The organism is Rheinheimera hassiensis (genome assembly GCF_022436675.1).
Taxonomy (GTDB): domain Bacteria; phylum Pseudomonadota; class Gammaproteobacteria; order Enterobacterales; family Alteromonadaceae; genus Alishewanella; species Alishewanella hassiensis.
In genome coordinates, this window is sequence record NZ_JAKUJZ010000005.1 from 186,032 (window position 1) to 207,716 (window position 21,685).

The window sequence follows — 21,685 nt, forward strand, 5'->3', positions numbered from 1 at the left end:
ACACAAGGTTAAGATAGGTTAAGCAAGGTAAAGCTGGGTAAAACTATGAACTGATTAAAGTAATAGCCTTCTTAGCGCTGTTAAGAACTTACTTTTATGAGGCGTTATGCGTATTTTTTTATTATTTTCCCTGCTATTGGGTACAGCTACATTAACCGGATGTGGTAGCAGTAACTCTGATGATACTTCGGCCACTTACACCAGCAGCTATATCCAGCTATATAATGGCTCAGCCAATAGTACTTCAACCCGGCTAATACTTACAGACAGCGATGACAGCAGTGTGCTAGCCGGGGCAGCAACTTATACCGATGCAACATCTTTGGTCACTTATACCCCCGCGACTTACGATATTAAACTAAGCCGCCTTAATAGCGATGGTGATGATATTAGTGCGCTGGAAACCAGCATCACCCTACGACAGAGTTACAAACATCTGCTGTTGCTCACTGGTGATTACAATAGCCCTGAACTGCTGACACTGGAGTTTCTGCGTGATGACAGCCTGACAGACACTTTTAAGCTGTATGTGGTGAGTTTACTTCCGGACGATGCTTATGATGTGTATTTAAGTAAGTCAGATGCCACCTTTGACGACGCTACCCTGGCGGCAACACTGAATTACAGCCAAATAAGCTCTGTGCTGGAGTTTGATAGTGGCAACTACATTATTTATGTTACTGCCGCAGGCAGCCGTGACATATTATTTCAGTCATCCAAATATAACTTTGAATACCTGACCGAATATGTGCTGGTGCCCCGTATAGCCTCCGGCCCGCTTGCAGGCAATATAGCCGTAGATGTCATTAACAACACCACGACAGTAGGTAACCTGACAGATTTAACAGCCCAGGCCCAGTTCCGGTTGTATAACAGTATCGACAGCATCGGCAACAGCGATATTTACCTGAACGACAGTATAACTTTTACGTCACTAGCCGCCGATAGCTTGTCTGATTATGTTGAATTAGCAGCGAAAGACTATCGTTTATCGGCATCAGACGAACAAGGGGTGTTTTATTTAAACAGCGCTTTAATGACATTAAACCAAGGCCAGAGCAAAGCAGTGGTGTTGTATCAAAATGCCAGCGCCAATACTGCAGCTGTAGTGGTAGAAGAAAGTAATGCGCCACAGATTTATGATTTTGATGTAAACGTGGTAAACACTATCACCTCTTATAGCTCTTTAAGCGTCTATTTTGTGCCACCCAATGAAACCATTGATACAGCAGAGTACTATATTACGTCGCTAAACAGTGGCGCCCAAAAAGAGATTAACGTGCCTGACGGCGAATATACGGTTTTTCTGCTTTATACCGACAGCAATAAGAACCAAACCCTGTTAGCTGAGTCTGAAGTGCAGCAATTTGTTGCCGGAAGCAATTATTTATTGATTGCCGAACCCGACAACAGCAGCAACAGTGGCTACAAACTAAGCGTGTTACGTTAACTTTTTCGCGCCAGAGGTAGATGTGATCCGGTTATTATTAATTGATGATGATGTAACACTAACCACCTTATTGGCAGAGTACCTGCAAAAAGATGGTTTTCATCTTACCGTTATAAATGATGGTATAACCGGATTACGTAGTTGCCAACAGCAACAGTTTGACTTGATTATTCTGGATGTGATGATGCCGCAACTGGATGGCATTTCGGTGTTAAAACAACTACGGCATTTCAGCAATGTCCCGGTGATAATGCTAACTGCGCGTGGTGAGGATCTGGACAAAGTGATTGGCCTGGAATTGGGAGCGGATGATTACATTGCCAAGCCTTGCTTACCGCGGGAGCTTAGTGCCCGAATTAAAGCAATATTGCGCCGCGTACAGCAAAACAACAACCAAACTGAATTGAAGCTAGGCGCTTTGCACATTAAGCCGGTTAACCGTAGCGTGTCGCTAGACCAACAGATGATTGAATTAACCGGCGCCGAATTCAACATTCTGTACCTACTAACACAGTACGCGGGTACCATTGTCAGCAAGGCTGAGTTGTCACAACAAGCCCTTGGCAAACCTTTAGGCAGCTATGACCGTAATATTGATGTGCATATCAGTCATATCAGACAAAAATTAGGCAAGCTACCGGCCGGGCAACAATGGATCACCTCAGTCCGGGGTAAAGGTTATCAGTTCACTTACCCGTTTGGTGGTGGAGTATAACAATATGCATAAATTGTTCTGGCGCTTTTTTCTTGTATTTTGGGCCACACTGTTAATGGCCGTTATTTTGGTACGCTTAACTTTTACCTGGGATAACTCGTCACGCTTGCTACCGCCAGAGAATATGCTGCCAGCCGGAGCGGTTTTTTTTGCCACACCATCGATACCGGCATACCGTATAAATGCCTCCGACTTATCTGCGACAATTGATATCTCAAGACACCCTGTACCGCCATTCTGGCGCCATCCGCTGTTACACTTGTCGGTGTTGCTGGCTGCCAGTATCTTGTTCAGTTGGGTACTGGCACGCAATATTGCTGCACCGGTTCGTCAGCTAAAGCTGGCTCTGGCGGGGCTGGCAGCAAATAACTGGCGTACCCAGTTAGGCCCGGAATTGATAACCCGACGGGACGAGTTTGGCAGCCTGAGCCGGAACTTCAACCAAATGGCTGGTCAGGCGGCAGAGGCCATTGCCTCACAGCGCCGCCTTCTGCACGATGTATCACACGAGTTACGATCCCCGCTGGCCAGGATGCAAATTCTCACCGGGCTGGCGGCGCAATCCCCGTCTTATACCGCCATGGCGATGGAAAAAATAGAGCAGGAAGCCAGTAAACTGGATGAACTTGTCACTGAAATCCTGACCTTTTCCAGGCTGGAGAGCGGCGCAGTCAGTGCCGAACATATTGATATAAACCTGGCGGAGCTGGTTTCCTCAGTCTGTGATGATGCACGGCTGGAAGCTGACAGCAGCAACAAGTCGCTGTGGCTACATCTGGAAAATGTACCATTAATTAAAGGCGACCCGTCGCTGTTGTACAGCGCAATAGAAAATGTGATCCGTAACGCGGTGAAATACACACCACCTTATTCTGAGGTAAGTATTTGCTTACGACAACATCAACACCAGTTAAGTTTGCAAGTTCGCGATCAAGGCCCGGGCGTACCGCCGCAATATTTGTCTAAGTTATTTACCCCCTTCTTTCGGGCACAAAGCAACCACAACGGCATAGGCCTGGGATTAAGTATTGCCAAACGCGCAACAGAAGCATGCAACGGCAGCATAGATGTAGCCAATATTATGACAAATAATGAAATTTCCGGCTTTAGTGTAGTGATCAGTTTACCACTCAATTCATCTGTAATTCAGTTACAATGACTATATTGAAAAAATTTTCCCAATTCAGTTAAAGGTCAGCCATACTGTATCAGATTGGCTAACAGCTAAAGGCAAGGATCGCTATGACGCAACAGCAATGCTCAGTACTTATTATTGACGACGCCTATACAGTGCGGGAATACCTGCGCCAAACTCTGCTTCATCTTGGCATTAGCAACGTGCAGGAAGCCTCTAACGGCAAGCGCGGGCTATCAGCTTTTGCTGAGCAACAGCATGATTTAGTATTTCTTGATATTGAACTACCTGACATTAACGGTCAGCAGCTACTGCAACAAATTAAAACTCAGGCTGACAAAACCCATGTTGTGATGGTTACAGCCCACAATTCAGTTGATAATGTGCGTAACAGCATAGCCTCGGGTGCCAGTGGTTTTATCGCTAAACCCTTTTCGCCACAAAAAATAAAAAACATTGTTGAACGCTGCCTGTCAGCCAAACTAAATTAAACATTTGCGTATTCAGCCTTAATTCAGCCACTTTAAAGTACGGTATTGATACTGATTTTTATTAACCAGGAGTGTCAAGATGAAATTAAGCCTGAAAACATTGTTACTTACTGCAATAGTGTCAGCGATTTCACTTTCTGCGCAAGCGGATGATATTGAAGGTAAAATTGATGCTATCAATGCTGAAGCCCAATCTTTTGTTGTGCAAGGAATAACTTTCTTTACCGAGACAACAACCGATTATGATGATGGCCTCAGAACCTTTGCCGATTTAAAAGTCGGACAAAATATTGAGGTAGATTTTGAGTATCGCGATAAACGTCACATTGCTACAGAAATAGAACTCGAGAAATAAAGCGTTCTGCTTCTGAAAAGGCTGCACCCTTTATGGTGCAGCCTTTTTTATTGCAAATTATTGTTTGAAGCTACTGTAATTGCTGCAAAATATGCTGCCATGGCACCAGCTTCAGGTTTTGCCCCTGCTCCGGCATGCGGTTACGGCCATCCTGCACTATCAATGCTCCCTGCTCAAAACCTGGCCCCAATGAGCGCGTGGTTACCTCAAGGCCATCGGTTTCAGAAGCACCGTCGATACCCAGCTGCGGGTTAGTGCTGATACGAAAGTGTAACCGCTGTGCATAAGGTGGCGCGGCGTCAAACAACAGGTAACTATTGTTACCCTGGCTTGATACCAGTAAATAACTACTACCGTTGTGCTCTGCCAAAGCAATGCCTTCAATATCATCTACCAACTGCTGACCATCCACGCGGATTACCGCGTCGCCGGTTGTCGCTGCATCCGCTTCAGCGGCAAAACGCCAGATGGCCTCGTCTTCCTCGCCAACAAACAATACGCCGCGTTTATCATCAGCCACACAACCTTCCGGCTGCGAGGGCACCTGCAATGAGCGCACTAAAGTGCCCTGCCAGGCTGTGCCATCGGTATCGATACGGTATTGCTGAATTAAGCCCGATTTATCATTAACAAACACATAGTGCTTATTGCTTTGTGCACTGTGGTACATACACAAGCCATAAATATCGTCCATTCCGGTCGCTACTTTGCCGGCAGTGTGCAGCTTGCCGCTGTTATCAATAGCAAACAGTTGCAGGCTGTTATCGTCACGCAAACTGGCCGCCGCAATATCGTAGGCCCTGCCCTGCCAGTTAAGGCCATAGCGTACATCCACATTATTTAACCGGCCCACGCTAAGCTGCTGCACACGCTTACCCTGCATATTGTAAACATCCAACCCGGCGCGCTTGTCAGTACCAAGGATCAGGCTAAGCTCAGGCTTGTTTGGATGATGCCACACTGCAGGGTCGTCCATTACATCGCCACGCTGACTGGCTGCTTCGGTCTGCAGTGTTGGCTGCAACTGCGTTATCGCCTCTTTATGGCTACGCTCATTTGCCAGCGGCAGTGTTAGCGATAACTGCTGCACCGCTTCGGCATCTTCGCTGCTGATATAGGCTGTCGCGGTGTTGCTGTGCATACTGACAGCTAAACCGCTGGCCTCAGCCAACGCCGGCACAGCAGTGGCGCTGCGCAGTTGGCCATCACTGTTAATCAGCAATAACCTGGCCGGCTGTTCTTCCAGTGCCAGCAGACTGCCGTCAGGCAAGGTTTGCAATGCCTTTACTTCGCCTTGCAGCTGCCCGAAAGGTTTATTTACCTGCACTAAACTACGACCTTCGTCGGCTTCAGGTTCAGCCTGGTAGCGCCAGATAGCGCGATCAGCTTCGGCGATATACAGCGCACCGGCGTTTTGATCTACTGCGCAGGCGGTGCTGTCATAAGGTATATTCAGCTCACGTATAACCACCGGTTGTGCCAGCCATTGTTGCTGCTGTTGCAGCAGTAACTGATCAGCTCCGCCGCGGCCACCGAGTAAAAACAGGCTGAGCTGCTGGTTTTCACTACTGTGATAAAAACACAGATCCTCTACCACGCGACTGCTGATCAGCTGTTGCTGCATCAGCTGCAGCGGCGCTGACTCTGCCGGGGTAAAACGCCACAGATACAGGCTGTTACTATTGTCTTCGATCGCAGCCAGTAGCACGCTATCGTCGCTAAGCGGCTGCACTGTCAGCCGGATAAAAGCGCCGTCGTAACGGCTTAGTACAGCTGCGCCCTGTTGCACTTGCAAGCCTGTAGCGTCAGTAAACAGCTGGTAAGCCGTGCCGGCCAGTTGCACATCCTGGTAATGGCTGGCATTAACAGCCACTGCCTGTGGCTCCGGCGTTAGTGAACCCGGCTTATCTGCCTGGCAGGCGCTTAACAAGCCTGCCAGCGCCAGACTAACCACGCTGAGTTTAAACATATTTTTATTGTTTAACATTGTGCTTTCCTTGCTTACCAGTTGGTGATCTGCACGCCCAGCACAAAGGTGCGGCCATATTGCTCATACTGGAAGTTATACGGCTTGCGCCCGGTGTAAGCATAGTATGGTTCGTCATTCAAATTGACCACGTTAAAGTACAGTTGCATACCACGGCGGATGGTCCACTTCCCGGTAAAATCGAGCTGCATATGATCATCAGAATACACATCATAGGCAGCATCGGTCACATCGCCCACTTCGGCCAGATACTTAGACTTATAATTAGCTGCCAAACGCAGGCTGATTACATCAGTTTCATAACCCAGGCTCAGGTTAGCGGTTTTATCTGACTGGCTGGGCAGCGCCACTTCGCGGCTAAACAATGCGCCATCATCAAACCATTCAATATCGGCGGCAGAATCGGTTAATGTAAGGTTGGCAGACAACAACAGGTTATCCAGCCAATTACCGAAACCCGATACCTTATGAATAGCGTTCAGCTCCAGGCCGTATAAATCGGCCTTACCACCGTTAACATAGGTTTCGGCCACCGCAAAATCGGCATACGCGCCGCGACCGGCTAAATCAGCCTCGTAGATAAAGTCGTCAATTTGTTTATAAAACAACATGGCAGAGACCACGCCGAGCTTGTCGGCATAATGCTCAATACCCAGGTCAAAGTTATTTGACGTCAGCGCCTTTAGCTCCGGATTACCAAAGGCGGCTTCGAGCTCATCATCATCCTCTTCCAGAATAAATGCCGGCGATAACTGTTCAAAGTTAGGCCTTACCAAGCCGGTGCTGAACGCCGCGCGCACTATACTTTGCTCCGACAGGTTATAGCGCCCTACCACAGCCGGTAACCAATAACCTTCAGAGCTGTTCACCCGATTGGCACTGAATACTTCTTCTATAGCATCATAGCGGCTGCCTGTTGCTTCACGTTTCTCGTGCTCATAACGCACACCGGTAATCAGCTGCCAGTTATCACGTTCCCACTGCGCCATAAAGTACGCCGCGCTGATATCTTCATCTACCTGGTAGTCGTTAATTTGTGACTCAACTTCGTCAATAAAATCGTCACGGTCTAAGCTGCTAACCAACTGATAAATACTGCCGCTGTTAATCGCTGAACCCATATTACCCAAGCCGTAATCCACCGTGCCGCTGGCGTAGTCAGTCATGCTTAGCGCGCTAATACCCAGATCAGCAAAGTCTTCAAACAGCCAGACATCCTCTTCGGCGCTTTTCTCGCGCTGGCTAAACTTAGCACCGCTTTTTAGCAGCACGCTGCCATTACGCTGAATAATTTCGCGGCTGAGGTCAAACTTAATATTACGTTCGGTTTCTTTGGCGTAGGTATCGCCCATCTCAACTTCTTTCAGCTCATAACCGTCGGCCAGAAATGCTTCTGCCGGCGCAGTTAAACGCAAAATATTGCTGCCGCTAAAGCCGACACCTTCGTCAAACTCCTGGTCAAAATCAGCCGCGGCTATATTAAACGGCGTATCTTCATCAGCTTTACTGGCGCCAGCTTCCAACAACCATTCCCAACTGCCGGAAATTTGTTTGGTACCAATCACCAGTGCGCTGATGCTTTGGGTTTCTTCCCGCTGCTTCAGTGAGCGGATAAGCTCAGCCCCACCACTGCTGCCGGTAAATTGCGGATCGGCCAATTCCACTATCATGCCCTGACGCGTTTCGGTGTCACTAAAACGGCTGTACAAGCTACGCAGGTAATACTCGTTGTTGTTACCTGGCCGGTAATCCATGTTCAGCGCCAGGCCGATGCGTTCGCGGCTGATCACATAATCGCGCAGTTCAAACTCTTCCAGTCCCTCGTCAAAATCCCAGCTGCCGCCGGTCTCAACGTTTTCAGAGCCGAATTTACGCTCGGCGTAACTGGCTGCTATGGCAATACCTAAGCTATCGGTTTCACCAGCAGCATCAAGTATCTTACTGAACACGCCGGAGACCTTGGGGCTGGTTTTACTTTGCTGCTCGTTATAGCCGGCCTCTGCAGTAAAAGAGTAAAAATCGTTGCTGCGATCAAAAGCCGACAAGCTTTTAATTTCAACGGTACCGCCTAAGGACCCGGCCGGCATATCCGGTGTCAGGGTTTTGTTTACTTCTACTGATTCGAGCAGATCAGATGGGATCACGTCCAATGCAACTGCGCGACGGCCGGCTTCGGGCGCGGCTAATTGAGTACCGTTGTAGGTTACTGCGTTGTAATCCGGCGCCAAACCGCGCACACGGACAAAACGGCCTTCGCCCTGATCACGCTCTACTGATAACCCGGCAAGACGTTGCAAGGCTTCGCTGACATTGCTGTCCGGGAACTGACCCATTTCATCGGTACTGGCCACGGTAACAATACCGCCTGCATTGCGCTGGCGGTTCAGCGCTTTACTTACCGCGCCGGATTGCCCCACCACTTCTATATGCTCTACATCTTCACTGGCAGACAGCAGCTTAATATCGCCCAGACGCTGTTCAGTATCGGCTACCACCAGCACCCGGGTTTCCGGCACAGCACCAAGATAATTCACCAGCAGAGTATAAGTGCCCGACGGCAGCTGATTAAACTGAAAGCGGCCGTCCGCTGCGGTGGTACGGCTTAGCTTTAGCTCAGGAATACTGACTTGTGCACCGGTCAGCAGGTTGCTGCGGTTATCAGTAATACGGCCCTGTACGTCGGCATCGGCGAATACCGGGGCAGATAACGTGGCAAACGCCAGGCTTATGGCACAGGCCAACGCGCTGCGTGAAGTATGTTGGTGATGGGTCGGTTTCATCGGTTACTCTCAGATCACGGCTAATAATTGCGCTAAAGTTTGCCGGGTCTGTGTGACAAAACGCCGTTTGTTAACACTACGCGCTGAGCCGATATGACCCGGGTCTTAACGGTGCAACGCAATGCCGTAAGCAGCAAAGCTTGTCATCCGGCTGTCATACAGGGCGCGGAAAATTGAGTTTATTTGTGCGGATAACCTGACTATGTGGCGACAACACCGCTATAAAATGCTGTTCAGCCTGCTATTGCTGTTAAGTGGCCTGCTGCTGGCTATTGATACCGGCGATGCCAAACACAGTAATGAATTTGATGCTCTGGATATTTTGGGTGAAGGCACTACCTTATTGGTGGCCTGTGGCTGGCTGGGGCTGATTATCAGCAGCCGGCCAACCGGAAGGGTAACCGAATGGTTGTACTATGGCAGCCTGCTGCTGGTGTATTCATACTTTCTTGACCTGCTGGACGAATTTATCCGCTACCCGGATACGATGCGCCTGATGAGCTGGCTGGAATCGTTGCCGGCGCCGGTTGGCATGCTGGTACTTACCTATGGCCTGATAGGCTGGCACCGTGAACAGCGGGCGATTAACCGCCAGTTGCGTGGCCGCGAGCTGTTTTTACGCGACCATCAGCTTATTGATCCGCTCACCCAGCTATACGGTCTTGAGTATCTGCAAGCGGTATTGCAACGCGAAATAGAGCTGCACCAAAGCCAACACAAAGCTTTAAGTTTGCTGGTATTGGATGTTGATAATTTTGCCGCTGTTAACCGCCGCCATGGTATGGCCGCCGGTGATGCTTACCTTAGCCAGCTAAGTGAGTTGCTTAGCAGTCATCTGCGATACAGTGATGTGGTGTGCCGCTACGCCGGTGACCGTTTTATTGCCCTATTGCCCAACACCGCTCTGCCACAGGCACACATTATGGCGCAGCATTTACGCCAGCAGCTATCACAACTGTCGGTTGAAAACAGCGGGCCGCAGCTGACATTGGTAGAAATGGCAGTGCAGCAAGACAGTGCGATAAGTGCTTTACAAGCTGCCGACCAGGCTATGGCGCTGGCGAAAAAAACTACCGCACTGAAGTTGCAGCCAATCTGATGAGTATTCGCCACTTCGGCTATCAGGACAAAATCCTGCTGTTGCAACATGGCAGCACTGAGCTGCTCTCGCTGGCACAGCGGCGCGGCGCCCTGTTGCATAAGCTGCTAAGTGGCACCGGCATTTTTGAACAGGACTTACACAAACCGCATGGCAGGCTGCACCATAACGACTGGCTAAAACTGCTGCAAAATTGCCAGCAACAGCTAAACAGCCCGGAGCTGCCCTACTTGCTGGGCGGCGCTTTACTGAACAGCCGTTATATTTCGCTGTGCCAAAGCCTGCAATATGCACAAAACCTGCGCCAGGCACTGGCTCAGTTGTACTACTTCCGCCATCAGCTGTTTCCTTGCTTCTATGGGCGGCTTTACCAACAACAGCATTGCATCCTGATAGAATTGAAACCGGCGCTGGGTTTGGCTAACCAGCAGGGGTTTATGCTGACGGTCGTATTCTCACTACTGCTGGAATTGATAAAACAACAGCTGGGTAGCGTTTGTGGCATCAGCCTGCAGCTGCAGCAGCCGGCCTCACCTCAGTTGCAGCACCAACTGCATTGGGGCGTGGATGTCAGCTTTAATCAAAGCGTTGACTGCATCAGTATTCCGCTTACTTTATGGCAGCAACGCTTTATTGATGCAGATCTGCAGAAATTCAGCGCTACCCGCCGCACCTGTCGCCAGCTTAACCATGTGCTGAGCAAACAGCGGGCTTTGCCGGAGAGCATTTGCCATCTGCAACGCCGGGCTCTGCCGCAACTGCTGAACCAGGATCAGGTTGCCACCGTGTTGGGGTTAAGCAGTAGCAGCTTAAAACGCCAACTTAGCCAACATAACACCAACTTTGCCACCCTGCTTGACGAGGTACGCCGCGATGCGGCCCGCCAACTATTACAACAGGGCCACTATTCTAACCGTCAGTTGGCACAAAAACTGGGCTACTCCGACGAGCATAACTTTCGCCGTGCCTTTAAACGCTGGACCGGGTTAATCCCCAGCAGTTTTAAAGGCATGTTTAATTTCAACTAACCTCAACTTCACTACCAGGGATTTTTAATGAAACTGTTTACTACTGTCAGCCTGGCGCTGCTAAGCACTTTGCTTATCGCCTGCTCACCGGCCGATACAACGAAAACCAACCAGACACCTGCCGCCCCACCGGCAACAGAAAATGTAGTACTGCGCTTTGCTGTGCTGGGTGACGCTGAACCCAAGCCAGAGCCACAATTTCCGCATCTGGCCGCTGCAGTACAGGACGTAAACCGGCTGGCAACGCAAACTAAGCTGGATTTTGTCGTCGGTGTTGGTGATATCGCCCACAAGGGCACTTTAGTACAGTACGACAATGCCACACCGGTGCTGCAACAGCTAACGCTGCCGTTTTATCCGATTATGGGCAATGAAGAACATGGCAGTACTGTTGAGCGCTTTATGCAGTACGCTAACAGCTGGAATGCCGGCAAGATTAAGCTGGATTCACCGAGCTACGTACTGGAATTTGACACTGTGGCGCTGGTATTCGCCTCGCCCGATCATGGCCGCGACTTTAATGACAGCGGCATAGCCTGGATGCTAAACCAGCTAAAACAGTTGCAGCCAAAGCCGGTGTTATTAATCGTGCACGGTGCGCAAACCGGTGTATATCCGGAAAACGCCGATAAAGGCATTCAGCACCCGGGCTTTGTCGACGTGATTGCCCAACCCAACCTGGCGGCGGTGATCTCCGGCGATTTACATATGGATATGAACCGCGTTGAACACTCGAAACAACTTGGCAAAGTGCATTACCTGCATATACCGGCGCTGGAACGTACTAAAATTCCGGATGAGAGCCAGCATACCGCTATGTTCCGAGTATTTAGCCTGAGCAACAACGGCGTAGTGCAGGTAGACACCTACCAAACTGGCAATACTACAGCGCTGGCTCAGCACAGCTACAGCTTTAGCTTACCCCGCCAACCATAACAACGAGGCCATAAAGCAGGGCTTGCTTGCAACATAGTTTGCAGCTATGTTACGCAGCTTTAATAAAGCTGCCGTTTACAGGCGCCCTGCTTATCTCCCGGAATATTATAAAAATGCCATTCGTTAAAATACTGTCTGTTGCCGCCATACTGCTTCTCCTGCTCCTGAGCCACGCGGTAAAAGCGGAACTATCAGCGTTGGAGCAGCTGTTTGAACAACAGCAATATGACACCTTCTTGCAACAAGCGCAGCAACAGGCCAGCGAGAATAACGCTGATGCATTATTTTTACTGGGCAAAGCCTACGATCTTGGCCGCGGCGTTACAGCAAACCCCGGCACTGCCAGTCAATATTACGAGCAAGCCAGAGCATTAGGCTCTGCCCGCGCCAGCCACAACCTTGGCAATATGGCACTGCACAACGGTAGAAAAGCCAAAGCAATCAGCTTGTTTGAAGAAGCCCTGGCTGGTGGCCTTAAACTACCCACTTTATACAACCTGGGGCTGGCGCACAGTCCTGCAGATCCCACGTCCGTATTTAATCTGGCGCCCACCATAGAGGCAGCGCAGTTGGCTGGCAGTTACTTTGGCCAGGCCTATGAGTTGGAAAAAGATAGCTTGTATCTGGATAAAGCATCACGTGAATACTTGCGTGCCTATTTAATTGCGATGCAAAGTTACGGCAACGACAGAGAACAGTTCGACATGGCGAAATTGCGCCAGCAAGCTGTGCACTGGCTGGAGCGCGGTATGGCAGCGGATCAGGGCACGGCCTGGACAAACTATGGAGCCCTGCTGCTTAATGAACAAGACTACAGCGGCGCTAAGGCGGCCTTTTTACAAGGTGCACAGCGCAATATTGCTGTAGCGAACTATCATCTGGCCACTATGGCAGATAAAGGCCTGGGGGCAGAAGCGGATAAAGCCCTGGCGCTGGCGCATTATGAAAAAGCGGCTTTAGCCGGGATGGAACAAGCCAAGGTTCCGGCTTACCGCCTGCTTAAAGATCAGCTTAAGTACGAAGACGACATAGCAGTGCTGGAGCAGGGCATTGCCCGTTTTGATGCGCTAAAACAGCAGGAAAAATATCCCCCGGTCTCGTTGGATGCCGCCATTCGCCGGCTGGCATGGGGCAAGTTTTTGGCACAACAAAGGCTGCAGAAAATAGCCCTACCCACTTCAGACGATACACAATTAGTCCTGCAGGCCTGTGGCTTAGACCTTGGCCAACAACATGGTGCAGCATACAACCTGGGTATCAACTCGCACTGGCGTATGGCAGCCTATCTGACACTGGCAGACAGAACCTCTTTACCGTTCGAAGGCCGGGTTGACGCGCAAGGCTGCGCCCGCTTTACCACCGCCATAACGGAGCAACTGCAGAGCTTGTTACAACAAGGTGCAGTATTTGGCTTGCGCTTTCCTAACTATACCTTACCGCTGGCACTAAGCCGGCAAGGCAATATGCTGCAGCTATCGCTGTTGCCTGTAGGCACGCCATTACCGGCTAATTAAAAGCTGCGGGAGCGATGATGAGCGGACATGAAATTATTATTCTGCTGCGGGACCCGCAACAACAGCCAAACGCGGACATTATCGCCGCCACTAAACAGTTTATCGCCGGCCTGTTTCCGGCAACTGAACATATAGACGTTACCTGCACCGACGAAATACGTTATTACGACTGCGGCGGCAATTTTGAACATATTCATTGCCCGGCCTGCCAAACAGAGCTGAGTGTGGAACAATGGCACAACCTGATGGAAGCAGACTACAACGCTGAGCACAACAGCTTTGCTATGCAAAGCCTGGCGCTGCCGTGCTGTGGCAAGCTCTGCAATTTAAATCAGCTACAGTATTCTTTTGAGCAAGGCTTTGGCCGTTTTGCCATCATTATGGATAACAGTGTCGGTGCGGTTGATGCTGCCACGCAGGCAGCAATAGAGGCATTTTTAGGCAACCAGCCGGTAAAAATTATCTACCGGCATTAGTTGAGTAGGCGCTATAAGCAGGCTGTAGCCCTGCTTAGCTTTTATCCTGCTTTTCCAGAAAGTCTTTAAACTCAATGGTATAAAGCTTAATCAATACATGGGTCAGCGCAAATATAATCGGGCCGTAGATCAAACCAATAACGCCAAATAACTGCAAACCACCAATAAGTGACAGGAAAAGCACTAGTGTGCTCATATTAGACGTACCCTGCATCAGAATCGGCCGTAAAAAGTTATCAATAGAGCCAACCAGTATTGCGCCCCACAAGGTTAAAAATAATGCCCAGGGCCAGTCACCCGTGAGTAATAAATATAAGCTGGCAGGAACCCAGATTAACGCAGCGCCGACCAACGGAATTAATGACGCAAACACCATCATTGTTCCCCAGAACAACCCCGGCATACCGACAATTGCCATACCAATGCCACCCGCAGCCCCCTGAGCTAAGGCGGTCAGAAACGTTCCCAGTACTGCGGAGCGCGCAACAGTGTTGGCTTCAGTGAGTAACTTTTCTTCCTGTGAGCGGGCCAGCGGTAATATCCAGAACAGGCTTTCGATAATTTTTTTATGGTCGCGCAGCAAAAAGAACAGCACAAATAACATCAGGAAAAAACTAACAATTATTCCGGTTACGTTACCAACAACTTTAGTACTTAAATCAAGCAGTTCTGTACTAAAGCCTGAGGCAAACCCGGTTAATCTGTCAATAATGTCTCTGATACTGAAATCACCAACCGGTAGAAATTGGTTTATTTTTTCAATGCCATTTTTAATAAACGGCTGCTGCAGCAATGCTTCAGCTTTGCCATCCTCAACCCATTGGTAGCTTTGTTTAGCAAACATAATACTTTGCTGAACTATCGCCATTAACACTACGCTAGCCGGCACCAGGATCACCACCACCAGCAAGGAACAGGTTATAGTTGATGCCAGGTTAGGCTTATCAGGCAATTTACGCACTATTTTCTGATGCACCGGAAAGCATAGTAACGATAGTACGAATGCCAATACTACCGGGCCAATAAAGGGCGCTATCAGCAGGTAACTGGCATACAGCGCCAGTAATAAGAAGATAATCAACACCCAATGACCAGGCTCGATTTTAACTTGGTTACTCACAGGTAAAACTCCCTTCTTTGATTACTGCACGGCTATTTTATGTTACGGCTGTTTTACACTAAGGCGCAACCTGCTGCATAATCAGGCCGCAAATATAAGCACCATAAGTACCAAGGCCGTAGCCCAGCACTGCCAGCAATACACCAACAGGAGCTAAGGATGGATGAAACGCTGCCGCGACCACGGGCGCCGAAGCGGCACCACCGACATTTGCCTGGCTACCTACCGCCATATAAAACATCGGCGCTTTTATCACGCGGGCTACTACCAACAACAATACCGCGTGCACCAACATCCAGATAATACCGACTAAAAACATCAGCTTATTACTGAAGATAGCCGTAACATCCATATGCATACCTATGGTGGCTACCAATATATACAGAAATGCTGAACCTACCTTTGATGCGCCTACCGCTTCAAGTTTGCGCACCCGGGTAGTAGATAAATACAGCCCCACGGTAGTGGCAATAACCACCAGCCAGAAGAAAGTGCTGGTTAAGCTGTACATAGCCAGTTGCGGCGCTACACGCTCAATCCACGGTGCGATAATATCTGCCAGAGCATGCGACAAACCGGTTACGCCAAAAGCTACTGCAACAATCAGCATAATGTCGTTTAAATTAGGAATACGGGCATTTTGCGCCTGATATTGCTCAATTTTTTGCCGCAGGTTCATAATGCCACGGGTATCAGCACCGTTTTTGCGGTCAAAAAACTCTGCCCGGCTGGCAATAAACAGCAATACCGCCATCCAGACATTCGCTACCAGCACATCCACGGTGATCATTACTGAAAAAATATTGCCATCAACATTAAACACTTCTTTCATTGCCGCCTGATTCGCGCCACCGCCAATCCAACTACCGGCAATAGTTGTCATGCCACGCCAAACATCACCACCCAGCTCCTGCGGAAAAAAATAGCCAACACTCATCAATGCAATCGGCCCGCCAATAACAATGCCTAAAGTACCGGTTAAAAACATGATTAGCGCTTTAGGACCAAGGCCAAGAATGGCTTTAAAATCAACACTAAGAGTTAATAACACCAGGCTGGCCGGCAGCAAGTAGCGTGACGCCATTTTGTAGAGTGATGAGCCTTCGCCGTCAATCACGCCAAAGCTGTTAAATAACGAGGGAATGAAATAACACAACAACAGTGCAGGCACATATTTGTAAAAAGCTTTAAAGAAGCGGTTATCGCTATGGCTGGTATAAAACACGGCACCCAAAATGGTGGCCATTAAACCAAGTACCACTGCATCGTTAGTGATAAGTACGCTGGATTCTTGCATCGGATACCCTGAAAGTAGTTAGTAATTTGAGGTTTTATGACATCGCTTTTTGCGCAAACATACCACAGCGCTGCGGCTTAACAAAGCTGTAGCCGTTGTTCTGCCGCAATACTGCGGCAATCCGACAATAGAAACCAGATTACGCGATATCTCGCCGCAAAAAGAGGCAATGACAAATTTACCAGCCTGTACCGCTACTTAAAAACCCACGGCAAAGGGCCGGTACACTTAGTGCTGTATCCGGGCGAAGACCACGGCAATCAGAAAGCTGTAGCCCAGCTGGATTACGGTATGCGCCTGATGCGCTGGATAGATCATTTCTTAAAGCAGGGTAATAAAGATTTGCCACCGCACAAGCTGCCACACGCTGACAATATAAAAGCAGCCCCCAAAGAAAAAGACGCGGCCTAAAAGCCGGATAATGGAAGATGCCCGGCTTGCCGGGCATTTTTTTACTCAGCCGCTTTAGCGCTTAACGCTGGTGCTGCAAACGCCACGCCATTCCAGCCGGTGCGGATAAAGTTACGGATATTCTGATGATCGGTGCCTTTGGGGGTATCCAGTACAGCGCGGTAATAATCGCCAAATAAAAATAACGTTTGCGGTGCCGATAACTGGTGCAGCAAACCAAAAGCTAAGATTTTGCATGAACCGTTGTTTTCACCGGCGGCGTTGTGCAAGTCGCCATTTTTAAATGCTACCGGCGTAAACTGATACAGCGCATCGATCAGCGCTATACTTTGCTCAAAGCTGATACTGTCGGGTTCAGTACTCAGCTGAATAAAAAAATGCTCTAGCATAGGAACTCCTGTTCGTTATGGCCAAGCGGGCCTGCTGCAATCTGCTGATACTAAGCGTTGCCTTTAAGCTTAGCAACAACACAAATAACCAAGTAACACATCTTTACTATTGAGTACCGGATCCGGCTAACGTCACAGTTATTGCCTGATATACTCTGGCTATTATCTGTAAGCCGGGCCACATTATGTTAAGCACCGATATCTGCCAGCAGGCACGACTGGCAAGAGATGCCCGCTTTGATGGCCTGTTTTTTACTGCAGTAAAAAGCACCGGTATTTATTGCCGCCCTGTTTGCCCGGCAAAAGCACCGGCAGAGGCCCAGGTTAGCTATTATTTTTCATCTGCCGCGGCCTGTGCCGCCGGTTACCGGCCGTGTTTACGTTGCCGGCCAGACAGTGCGCCGGGCTCTGCTGCCTGGCAAGGTACAGACACCACCTTACAACGTGCCTTAAAACTTATTGATGCAGGCGTATTGCAGCAACAAAACCAGACACAATTGGCAGAGCGGCTGGGTATTAGTGAGCGTTACTTACGCAAAATGTTTCAGCAGCAACTGGGGCTGGCGCCAAAACACTATGCTATTACCCAGCAGGTGTTATTTGCCAAAAAACTGCTGCATGAAACGGCACTGCCTATTAGTGCCATTGCTTATCAGGCAGGCTTTAACAGCGTCCGGCGTTTTAACGATGCTTTTAAACAGCAGCTGCAACTTAGCCCCGGCGCTATCCGCCGGCGCCATGACAGCGCTGAGCCAGATGTAATCCGGCTTGAACTTAGCTACCGCCCACCGCTGGCCTGGCACACTATGCTGCAGTTCTGGCAGGCCCGTACGCTAAACGGTATTGATTGGGTAAACCAGCAAAGCTATGGCCGCACGTTCAGCTATCAGCAAAGCGCAGGCTGGTTTGAAGTCACGCCGAAAACTGACAGCAGTTTACAACTGAGCTTGCACTGGGCTGGCAAGCAAGGTCTGTTTGGCCTGGTGCAGCAGCTGCGCCGCCTGCTGGATTTGGATGCCAATATGTTGCAGATAGAACAGCAACTGCAGCAGCATGCGTTGTTTAGCAACGGCATAATCAGTGGCCTGCGTATTCCCGGTTTATGGTGCAGCTGGGAAGCGGGTGTCAGGGCTATACTGGGACAGCAAGTCAGTGTTGCCGGTGCCCGCACCCAACTTAACCGTTTAGTACAAGCGTTGGCTGAGCCGGTGGCCGGTGACAAAAAACTGTTCCCTACCCCGCAGGCCGTAGCCCAAAGCAGCCTGGAAATGATAAAAGTACCGCAGGCGCGGCGCGACACACTAAAAGCTCTGGCGCACTTTGTTATGGCAACACCTGATGCATCACCGCAACAATGGCTCAGTATTAAAGGCATCGGCCCCTGGACGGTAAACTACGCCTGCCTGCGCGGTTTATCTGCCAGTGATATCTGGCTGGCCGGCGATCTTGGTGTACAAAAAGCGCTGGCCCGTAATGGTAATGCTGCCACTGATGCCAGTAGCCTGGCGCCATGGCGCAGCTATGCCACCTTCCAGTTATGGTTTAGTCCCGGAGAATAATATGTTTAGTCAATATATCGACAGCCCGTTAGGGCCGGTACATATTGTTGCAAGCGCCAGTGGTATCAGTGCCATCAGCTTTGTAACAACACGCCTGACAGCAGAGCAACCTTCAGCGCTTACAGCTTTGGCCGCACAGCAGCTCAGCGCCTATTTTGATGGCACGTTAAGCCATTTCAGCTTACCGCTGGCAGCCAGTGGCACTGTGTTTCAGCAACAAGTATGGCAAGAGCTTTGTGCTATACCTTTTGGCCAAACCTGCAGCTATGCCGATATCGCCCGCGGCATCAACAATGTTAAAGCAGTAAGAGCGGTAGGTGCCGCTAATGGCCGTAACCCTGTGGCAATAGTGGTACCGTGTCATCGAGTAATAGGCGCCAATGGCACCTTAACCGGTTATGCCGGCGGGCTGGATAAAAAAGACTGGCTGCTAAAACACGAACAGCGCCAAAAGGCGCTGTTCGGTTAAACGGTTGTGCAGTTAAAAGACTGGCACAAATTAGAACTGGTAAGACACACCGAAACGGAATTCGTTTTTAGTATCGCCGCTATTTAGCGCCACATTGCTGCGAATGGCCCAGTCCGGGCTCAGATGATAAGCGATACCACCGGCAAAACTGCCATAATTATCGCCGATAGAGTGGTAACTGGCTTCAGAGTAAAGCTCTACCTGCGGTGTTAACGGGTGACGTACACCCACACCACCATAACCACCGGTGTCATCTGCATCACCAGATGCATTCTCAATACCGGCCAGAATATAAGTTTGAGTATTAGGTGAAAAATCCAGTTTAAAACCGGTTAAGTAATTTACACCCACTTGCAGCATGTTAGCGTCAAACGGGCCTTGCGATACGCGGGCAAACTCGGCGTCCAGCACCCAGTTTCTGTCCAGGCGGTATGATGCTTCAACATAAGGGCCATCAGGTCCGATATCAGTATAACCTGCACCAACATAGTCCCAGTTGATGTTAGCCTGTGCACCTGCGGCAAAAACAGCGGCAATGATACTTGCTGATACGATTGATTTTTTCATCTTATACTCCTAGGTTTCTCACACTGAGTCACACTTCGTTGCGACGTGAGACTTATTTTTATTAAGGCACAGCTTAGCCTCAGCGTCTTAACGCTGGCTGAACCCACCAACATGGTGCAAACATTCTACTTTTTAGAATGTTTTAGCGTGAATAATGTAATTTTCTTTCCATTAACGCTAAGCTTTAATAACCACCTTTATTGCTGGAGAAACCACCATGACCACACGCACAGTGCAACGCCTGATCCCTGCCATACAGGCATCTGATGGCGCCGGGGTAAAAATTAAGCGCAGCCTGGGGCAAAACCAACACACCCGGCTGGACCCATTTCTGATGCTGGATTTTTTTGGCTCAGACCAGGCCGGAGATTATATTAAAGGTTTCCCGCCCCACCCTCACCGCGGCTTTGAAACGGTAACCTACATGCTGGCAGGCCACATGCTGCACGAAGATCATCTGGGTAATCAGGGCCATCTTAAAAGCGGTGGCGTACAATGGATGACCGCCGGCCGGGGTATCATTCACTCAGAAATGCCACAGCAAGACGCCGGCTTAATGCAAGGTTTCCAGTTATGGCTAAACCTGCCTGCAGCAGAAAAAATGAAACCGGCGGCTTATGTTGATATCAGCCCCGAGTTGATCCCGCAGATAGCATTAGCGCAAGGCACAGCTAAAGTGATTGCCGGCACTTTGCAAACCAATGATATCCAGCAAAGCGGGCCAATACAGGGCTTAACCACTGAACCACAGTATTATGATTTACACCTGACAGCCGGGCAGACAATAACCCTGCAACTGGCGCTGACCCACAGTGCTTTTGTTTATCCTTATGCCGGCGAGATAAAAGTGGTTGATGATAAAGAACAGCGCAAAGTGCCCGAGCACCATGCCGGTGTTTTAACCAACGGTACTGCTGTCACTCTGTATGCCGAGGACGATTGTCGTTTATTGCTGTTGGCAGCAGCGCCTATTGGCGAGCCGATCGTGCAGTATGGCCCTTTTGTGATGAACTCTATGGCTGAAATTGAACAGGCCATCAGTGATTATCAGCAAGGCCGCCTGACCGACAATAAAGCGGCCAACAGCATTGTACTGGCCCGATAAAGGGTTTAAACAACGCTTTAGCTAATGAAAAGCGGGATTTTGTCAGCACAGCGTTTTATACTAACGCCTTTGTTATGACAGAGACCACAGTATGCAATTAATCGGTATTATCGGCGCCATGGAGCCGGAAGTGGCGCTGTTGCGCCAGCAAATCGTTGATGTAGAAACCACAGAACTGGGCTCCTATGTATTTTACAGCGGCCGTCTCAATGGCGTAGCTGTTGTGCTGGTGCAATCCGGTATCGGTAAAGTCGCCGCCGCAGTTGCTACTACTTTGATGATCCAGCACTTTAAACCAGACGCCGTTATTAATACCGGTTCAGCCGGTGGTTTTGACCCGCAATTAAGTGTCGGTGATGTCGTTATCAGCACTGAAGTGCGCCACCACGATGTTGACGTTACTGCCTTTGGCTATGAAATTGGCCAGGTACCGCAAATGCCAGCCGCTTTTATACCGCACCCGGCGATGGTAGCCGCTGCCGAGCAAAGTATTAAATTGCTGGGTTATTGCAAAACCAAACAAGGGCTTATTGCTACCGGTGACAGCTTTATCTGTGATCCGGCGCGCATTGCCGTTATCCGCCAGCAGTTCCCCACCATGCTGGCGGTAGAAATGGAAGGCGCCGCTATTGCTCAGGTATGCCATATGCTGCATACACCTTTTGTGGTGATTAGAAGCTTAAGCGATATTGCCGGTAAAGAGTCGCCACAATCTTTCGAAGCGTATCTCGACGTCGCCTCAAAAAACAGTTCCGCCATGGTTGCTGAACTGATTAGCAGCCTGGCCGGTGTAAGCCTGTAA

At 49.6% G+C, this 21,685-nt stretch carries 21 protein-coding genes; 15 read left to right on the forward strand and 6 right to left on the reverse strand.

What is annotated here, in order from left to right:
- The first annotated feature begins 106 nt into the window (after positions 1-106).
- From MJX74_RS12065 to MJX74_RS12085, 5 genes are all read left to right on the forward strand, one after another.
- The gene (locus MJX74_RS12065) at positions 107-1,450 is read left to right on the forward strand and encodes a DUF4397 domain-containing protein (protein WP_240223089.1); all 1,344 of its coding nucleotides are present in this window, start codon (positions 107-109) and stop codon (positions 1,448-1,450) included.
- A gap of 22 nt (positions 1,451-1,472) precedes the next feature.
- On the forward strand, positions 1,473-2,165 hold the full coding sequence (locus MJX74_RS12070) for a response regulator (RefSeq protein ID WP_240223090.1): 693 nt from the start codon (positions 1,473-1,475) through the stop codon (positions 2,163-2,165).
- Positions 2,166-2,169: 4 nt separating this feature from the next.
- Positions 2,170-3,324, forward strand: coding sequence for a sensor histidine kinase (locus MJX74_RS12075; protein WP_240223091.1), 1,155 nt, complete (start codon positions 2,170-2,172; stop codon positions 3,322-3,324).
- An 83-nt stretch (positions 3,325-3,407) separates the two neighbouring features.
- Positions 3,408-3,791, forward strand: a complete 384-nt coding sequence (locus MJX74_RS12080; protein ID WP_240223092.1) for a response regulator — start codon at positions 3,408-3,410, stop codon at positions 3,789-3,791.
- A 79-nt stretch (positions 3,792-3,870) separates the two neighbouring features.
- Entirely contained in the window at positions 3,871-4,146 is a 276-nt protein-coding gene (locus tag MJX74_RS12085) for a DUF5666 domain-containing protein (RefSeq protein ID WP_240223093.1), read from the forward strand.
- Between the two features lie 70 nt (positions 4,147-4,216).
- On the opposite strand, the gene MJX74_RS12090 is transcribed toward MJX74_RS12085, so the two are convergent.
- Together MJX74_RS12090 and MJX74_RS12095 are read right to left on the reverse strand one after the other, a co-directional pair.
- Complete coding sequence (locus tag MJX74_RS12090; RefSeq protein WP_240223094.1) at positions 4,217-6,133, reverse strand: phytase; 1,917 nt, start codon at positions 6,131-6,133, stop codon at positions 4,217-4,219.
- Between the two features lie 14 nt (positions 6,134-6,147).
- Positions 6,148-8,913 (reverse strand): TonB-dependent receptor, encoded by a 2,766-nt coding sequence (locus MJX74_RS12095; protein WP_240223095.1) that lies wholly within the window; start codon positions 8,911-8,913, stop codon positions 6,148-6,150.
- Between the two features lie 202 nt (positions 8,914-9,115).
- Here MJX74_RS12095 and MJX74_RS12100 point away from each other — a divergent pair, with 202 nt between their 5' ends.
- From MJX74_RS12100 to MJX74_RS12120, 5 genes are all read left to right on the forward strand, one after another.
- The gene (locus tag MJX74_RS12100; protein ID WP_240223096.1) at positions 9,116-10,012 is read left to right on the forward strand and encodes a GGDEF domain-containing protein; all 897 of its coding nucleotides are present in this window, start codon (positions 9,116-9,118) and stop codon (positions 10,010-10,012) included.
- A complete protein-coding gene (locus MJX74_RS12105; protein WP_240223097.1) occupies positions 10,012-11,040 on the forward strand; it encodes a helix-turn-helix domain-containing protein in 1,029 nt (342 codons plus the stop codon). The genes MJX74_RS12100 and MJX74_RS12105 overlap by 1 nt, the downstream gene beginning before the upstream one ends.
- Before the next feature lie 27 nt (positions 11,041-11,067).
- Positions 11,068-11,976 carry a metallophosphoesterase family protein gene (locus MJX74_RS12110; RefSeq protein WP_240223098.1) on the forward strand — a complete coding sequence of 303 codons (909 nt, stop codon included), beginning with the start codon at positions 11,068-11,070 and terminating at the stop codon, positions 11,974-11,976.
- 113 nt (positions 11,977-12,089) lie between these two features.
- Positions 12,090-13,490 carry a tetratricopeptide repeat protein gene (locus MJX74_RS12115; protein WP_240223099.1) on the forward strand — a complete coding sequence of 467 codons (1,401 nt, stop codon included), beginning with the start codon at positions 12,090-12,092 and terminating at the stop codon, positions 13,488-13,490.
- 17 nt (positions 13,491-13,507) lie between these two features.
- A complete protein-coding gene (locus MJX74_RS12120) occupies positions 13,508-13,966 on the forward strand; it encodes a hypothetical protein (protein ID WP_240223100.1) in 459 nt (152 codons plus the stop codon).
- Positions 13,967-14,000: 34 nt separating this feature from the next.
- On the opposite strand, the gene MJX74_RS12125 is transcribed toward MJX74_RS12120, so the two are convergent.
- Together MJX74_RS12125 and MJX74_RS12130 are read right to left on the reverse strand one after the other, a co-directional pair.
- Positions 14,001-15,086 (reverse strand): AI-2E family transporter, encoded by a 1,086-nt coding sequence (locus MJX74_RS12125; RefSeq protein WP_240223101.1) that lies wholly within the window; start codon positions 15,084-15,086, stop codon positions 14,001-14,003.
- A 58-nt stretch (positions 15,087-15,144) separates the two neighbouring features.
- On the reverse strand, positions 15,145-16,383 hold the full coding sequence (locus MJX74_RS12130) for a DUF819 family protein (RefSeq protein WP_240223102.1): 1,239 nt from the start codon (positions 16,381-16,383) through the stop codon (positions 15,145-15,147).
- A 231-nt stretch (positions 16,384-16,614) separates the two neighbouring features.
- Between MJX74_RS12130 and MJX74_RS12135 the strand changes: the two genes are divergently transcribed.
- Positions 16,615-16,794, forward strand: coding sequence for a hypothetical protein (locus MJX74_RS12135; protein ID WP_240223103.1), 180 nt, complete (start codon positions 16,615-16,617; stop codon positions 16,792-16,794).
- Positions 16,795-16,835: 41 nt separating this feature from the next.
- Here the strand turns inward: MJX74_RS12135 and MJX74_RS12140 are convergent, their stop codons facing one another.
- Positions 16,836-17,183 (reverse strand): HopJ type III effector protein, encoded by a 348-nt coding sequence (locus MJX74_RS12140; RefSeq protein ID WP_240223104.1) that lies wholly within the window; start codon positions 17,181-17,183, stop codon positions 16,836-16,838.
- Positions 17,184-17,368: 185 nt separating this feature from the next.
- On the opposite strand from MJX74_RS12140, the gene MJX74_RS12145 reads away from it, so the two are divergent.
- Both MJX74_RS12145 and MJX74_RS12150 read left to right on the forward strand, forming a co-directional pair.
- Positions 17,369-18,742 (forward strand): DNA-3-methyladenine glycosylase 2 family protein, encoded by a 1,374-nt coding sequence (locus tag MJX74_RS12145; protein ID WP_240223105.1) that lies wholly within the window; start codon positions 17,369-17,371, stop codon positions 18,740-18,742.
- Between the two features lies 1 nt (position 18,743).
- Positions 18,744-19,211 carry a methylated-DNA--[protein]-cysteine S-methyltransferase gene (locus MJX74_RS12150; protein ID WP_240223106.1) on the forward strand — a complete coding sequence of 156 codons (468 nt, stop codon included), beginning with the start codon at positions 18,744-18,746 and terminating at the stop codon, positions 19,209-19,211.
- Positions 19,212-19,241: 30 nt separating this feature from the next.
- Here MJX74_RS12150 and MJX74_RS12155 read toward each other — a convergent pair whose 3' ends face one another.
- Positions 19,242-19,778, reverse strand: a complete 537-nt coding sequence (locus tag MJX74_RS12155) for an outer membrane beta-barrel protein (RefSeq protein WP_240223107.1) — start codon at positions 19,776-19,778, stop codon at positions 19,242-19,244.
- Between the two features lie 217 nt (positions 19,779-19,995).
- Here MJX74_RS12155 and MJX74_RS12160 point away from each other — a divergent pair, with 217 nt between their 5' ends.
- Complete coding sequence (locus MJX74_RS12160) at positions 19,996-20,883, forward strand: pirin family protein (RefSeq protein ID WP_240223108.1); 888 nt, start codon at positions 19,996-19,998, stop codon at positions 20,881-20,883.
- Between the two features lie 91 nt (positions 20,884-20,974).
- Entirely contained in the window at positions 20,975-21,685 is a 711-nt protein-coding gene (mtnN, locus tag MJX74_RS12165; RefSeq protein ID WP_240223109.1) for a 5'-methylthioadenosine/S-adenosylhomocysteine nucleosidase, read from the forward strand.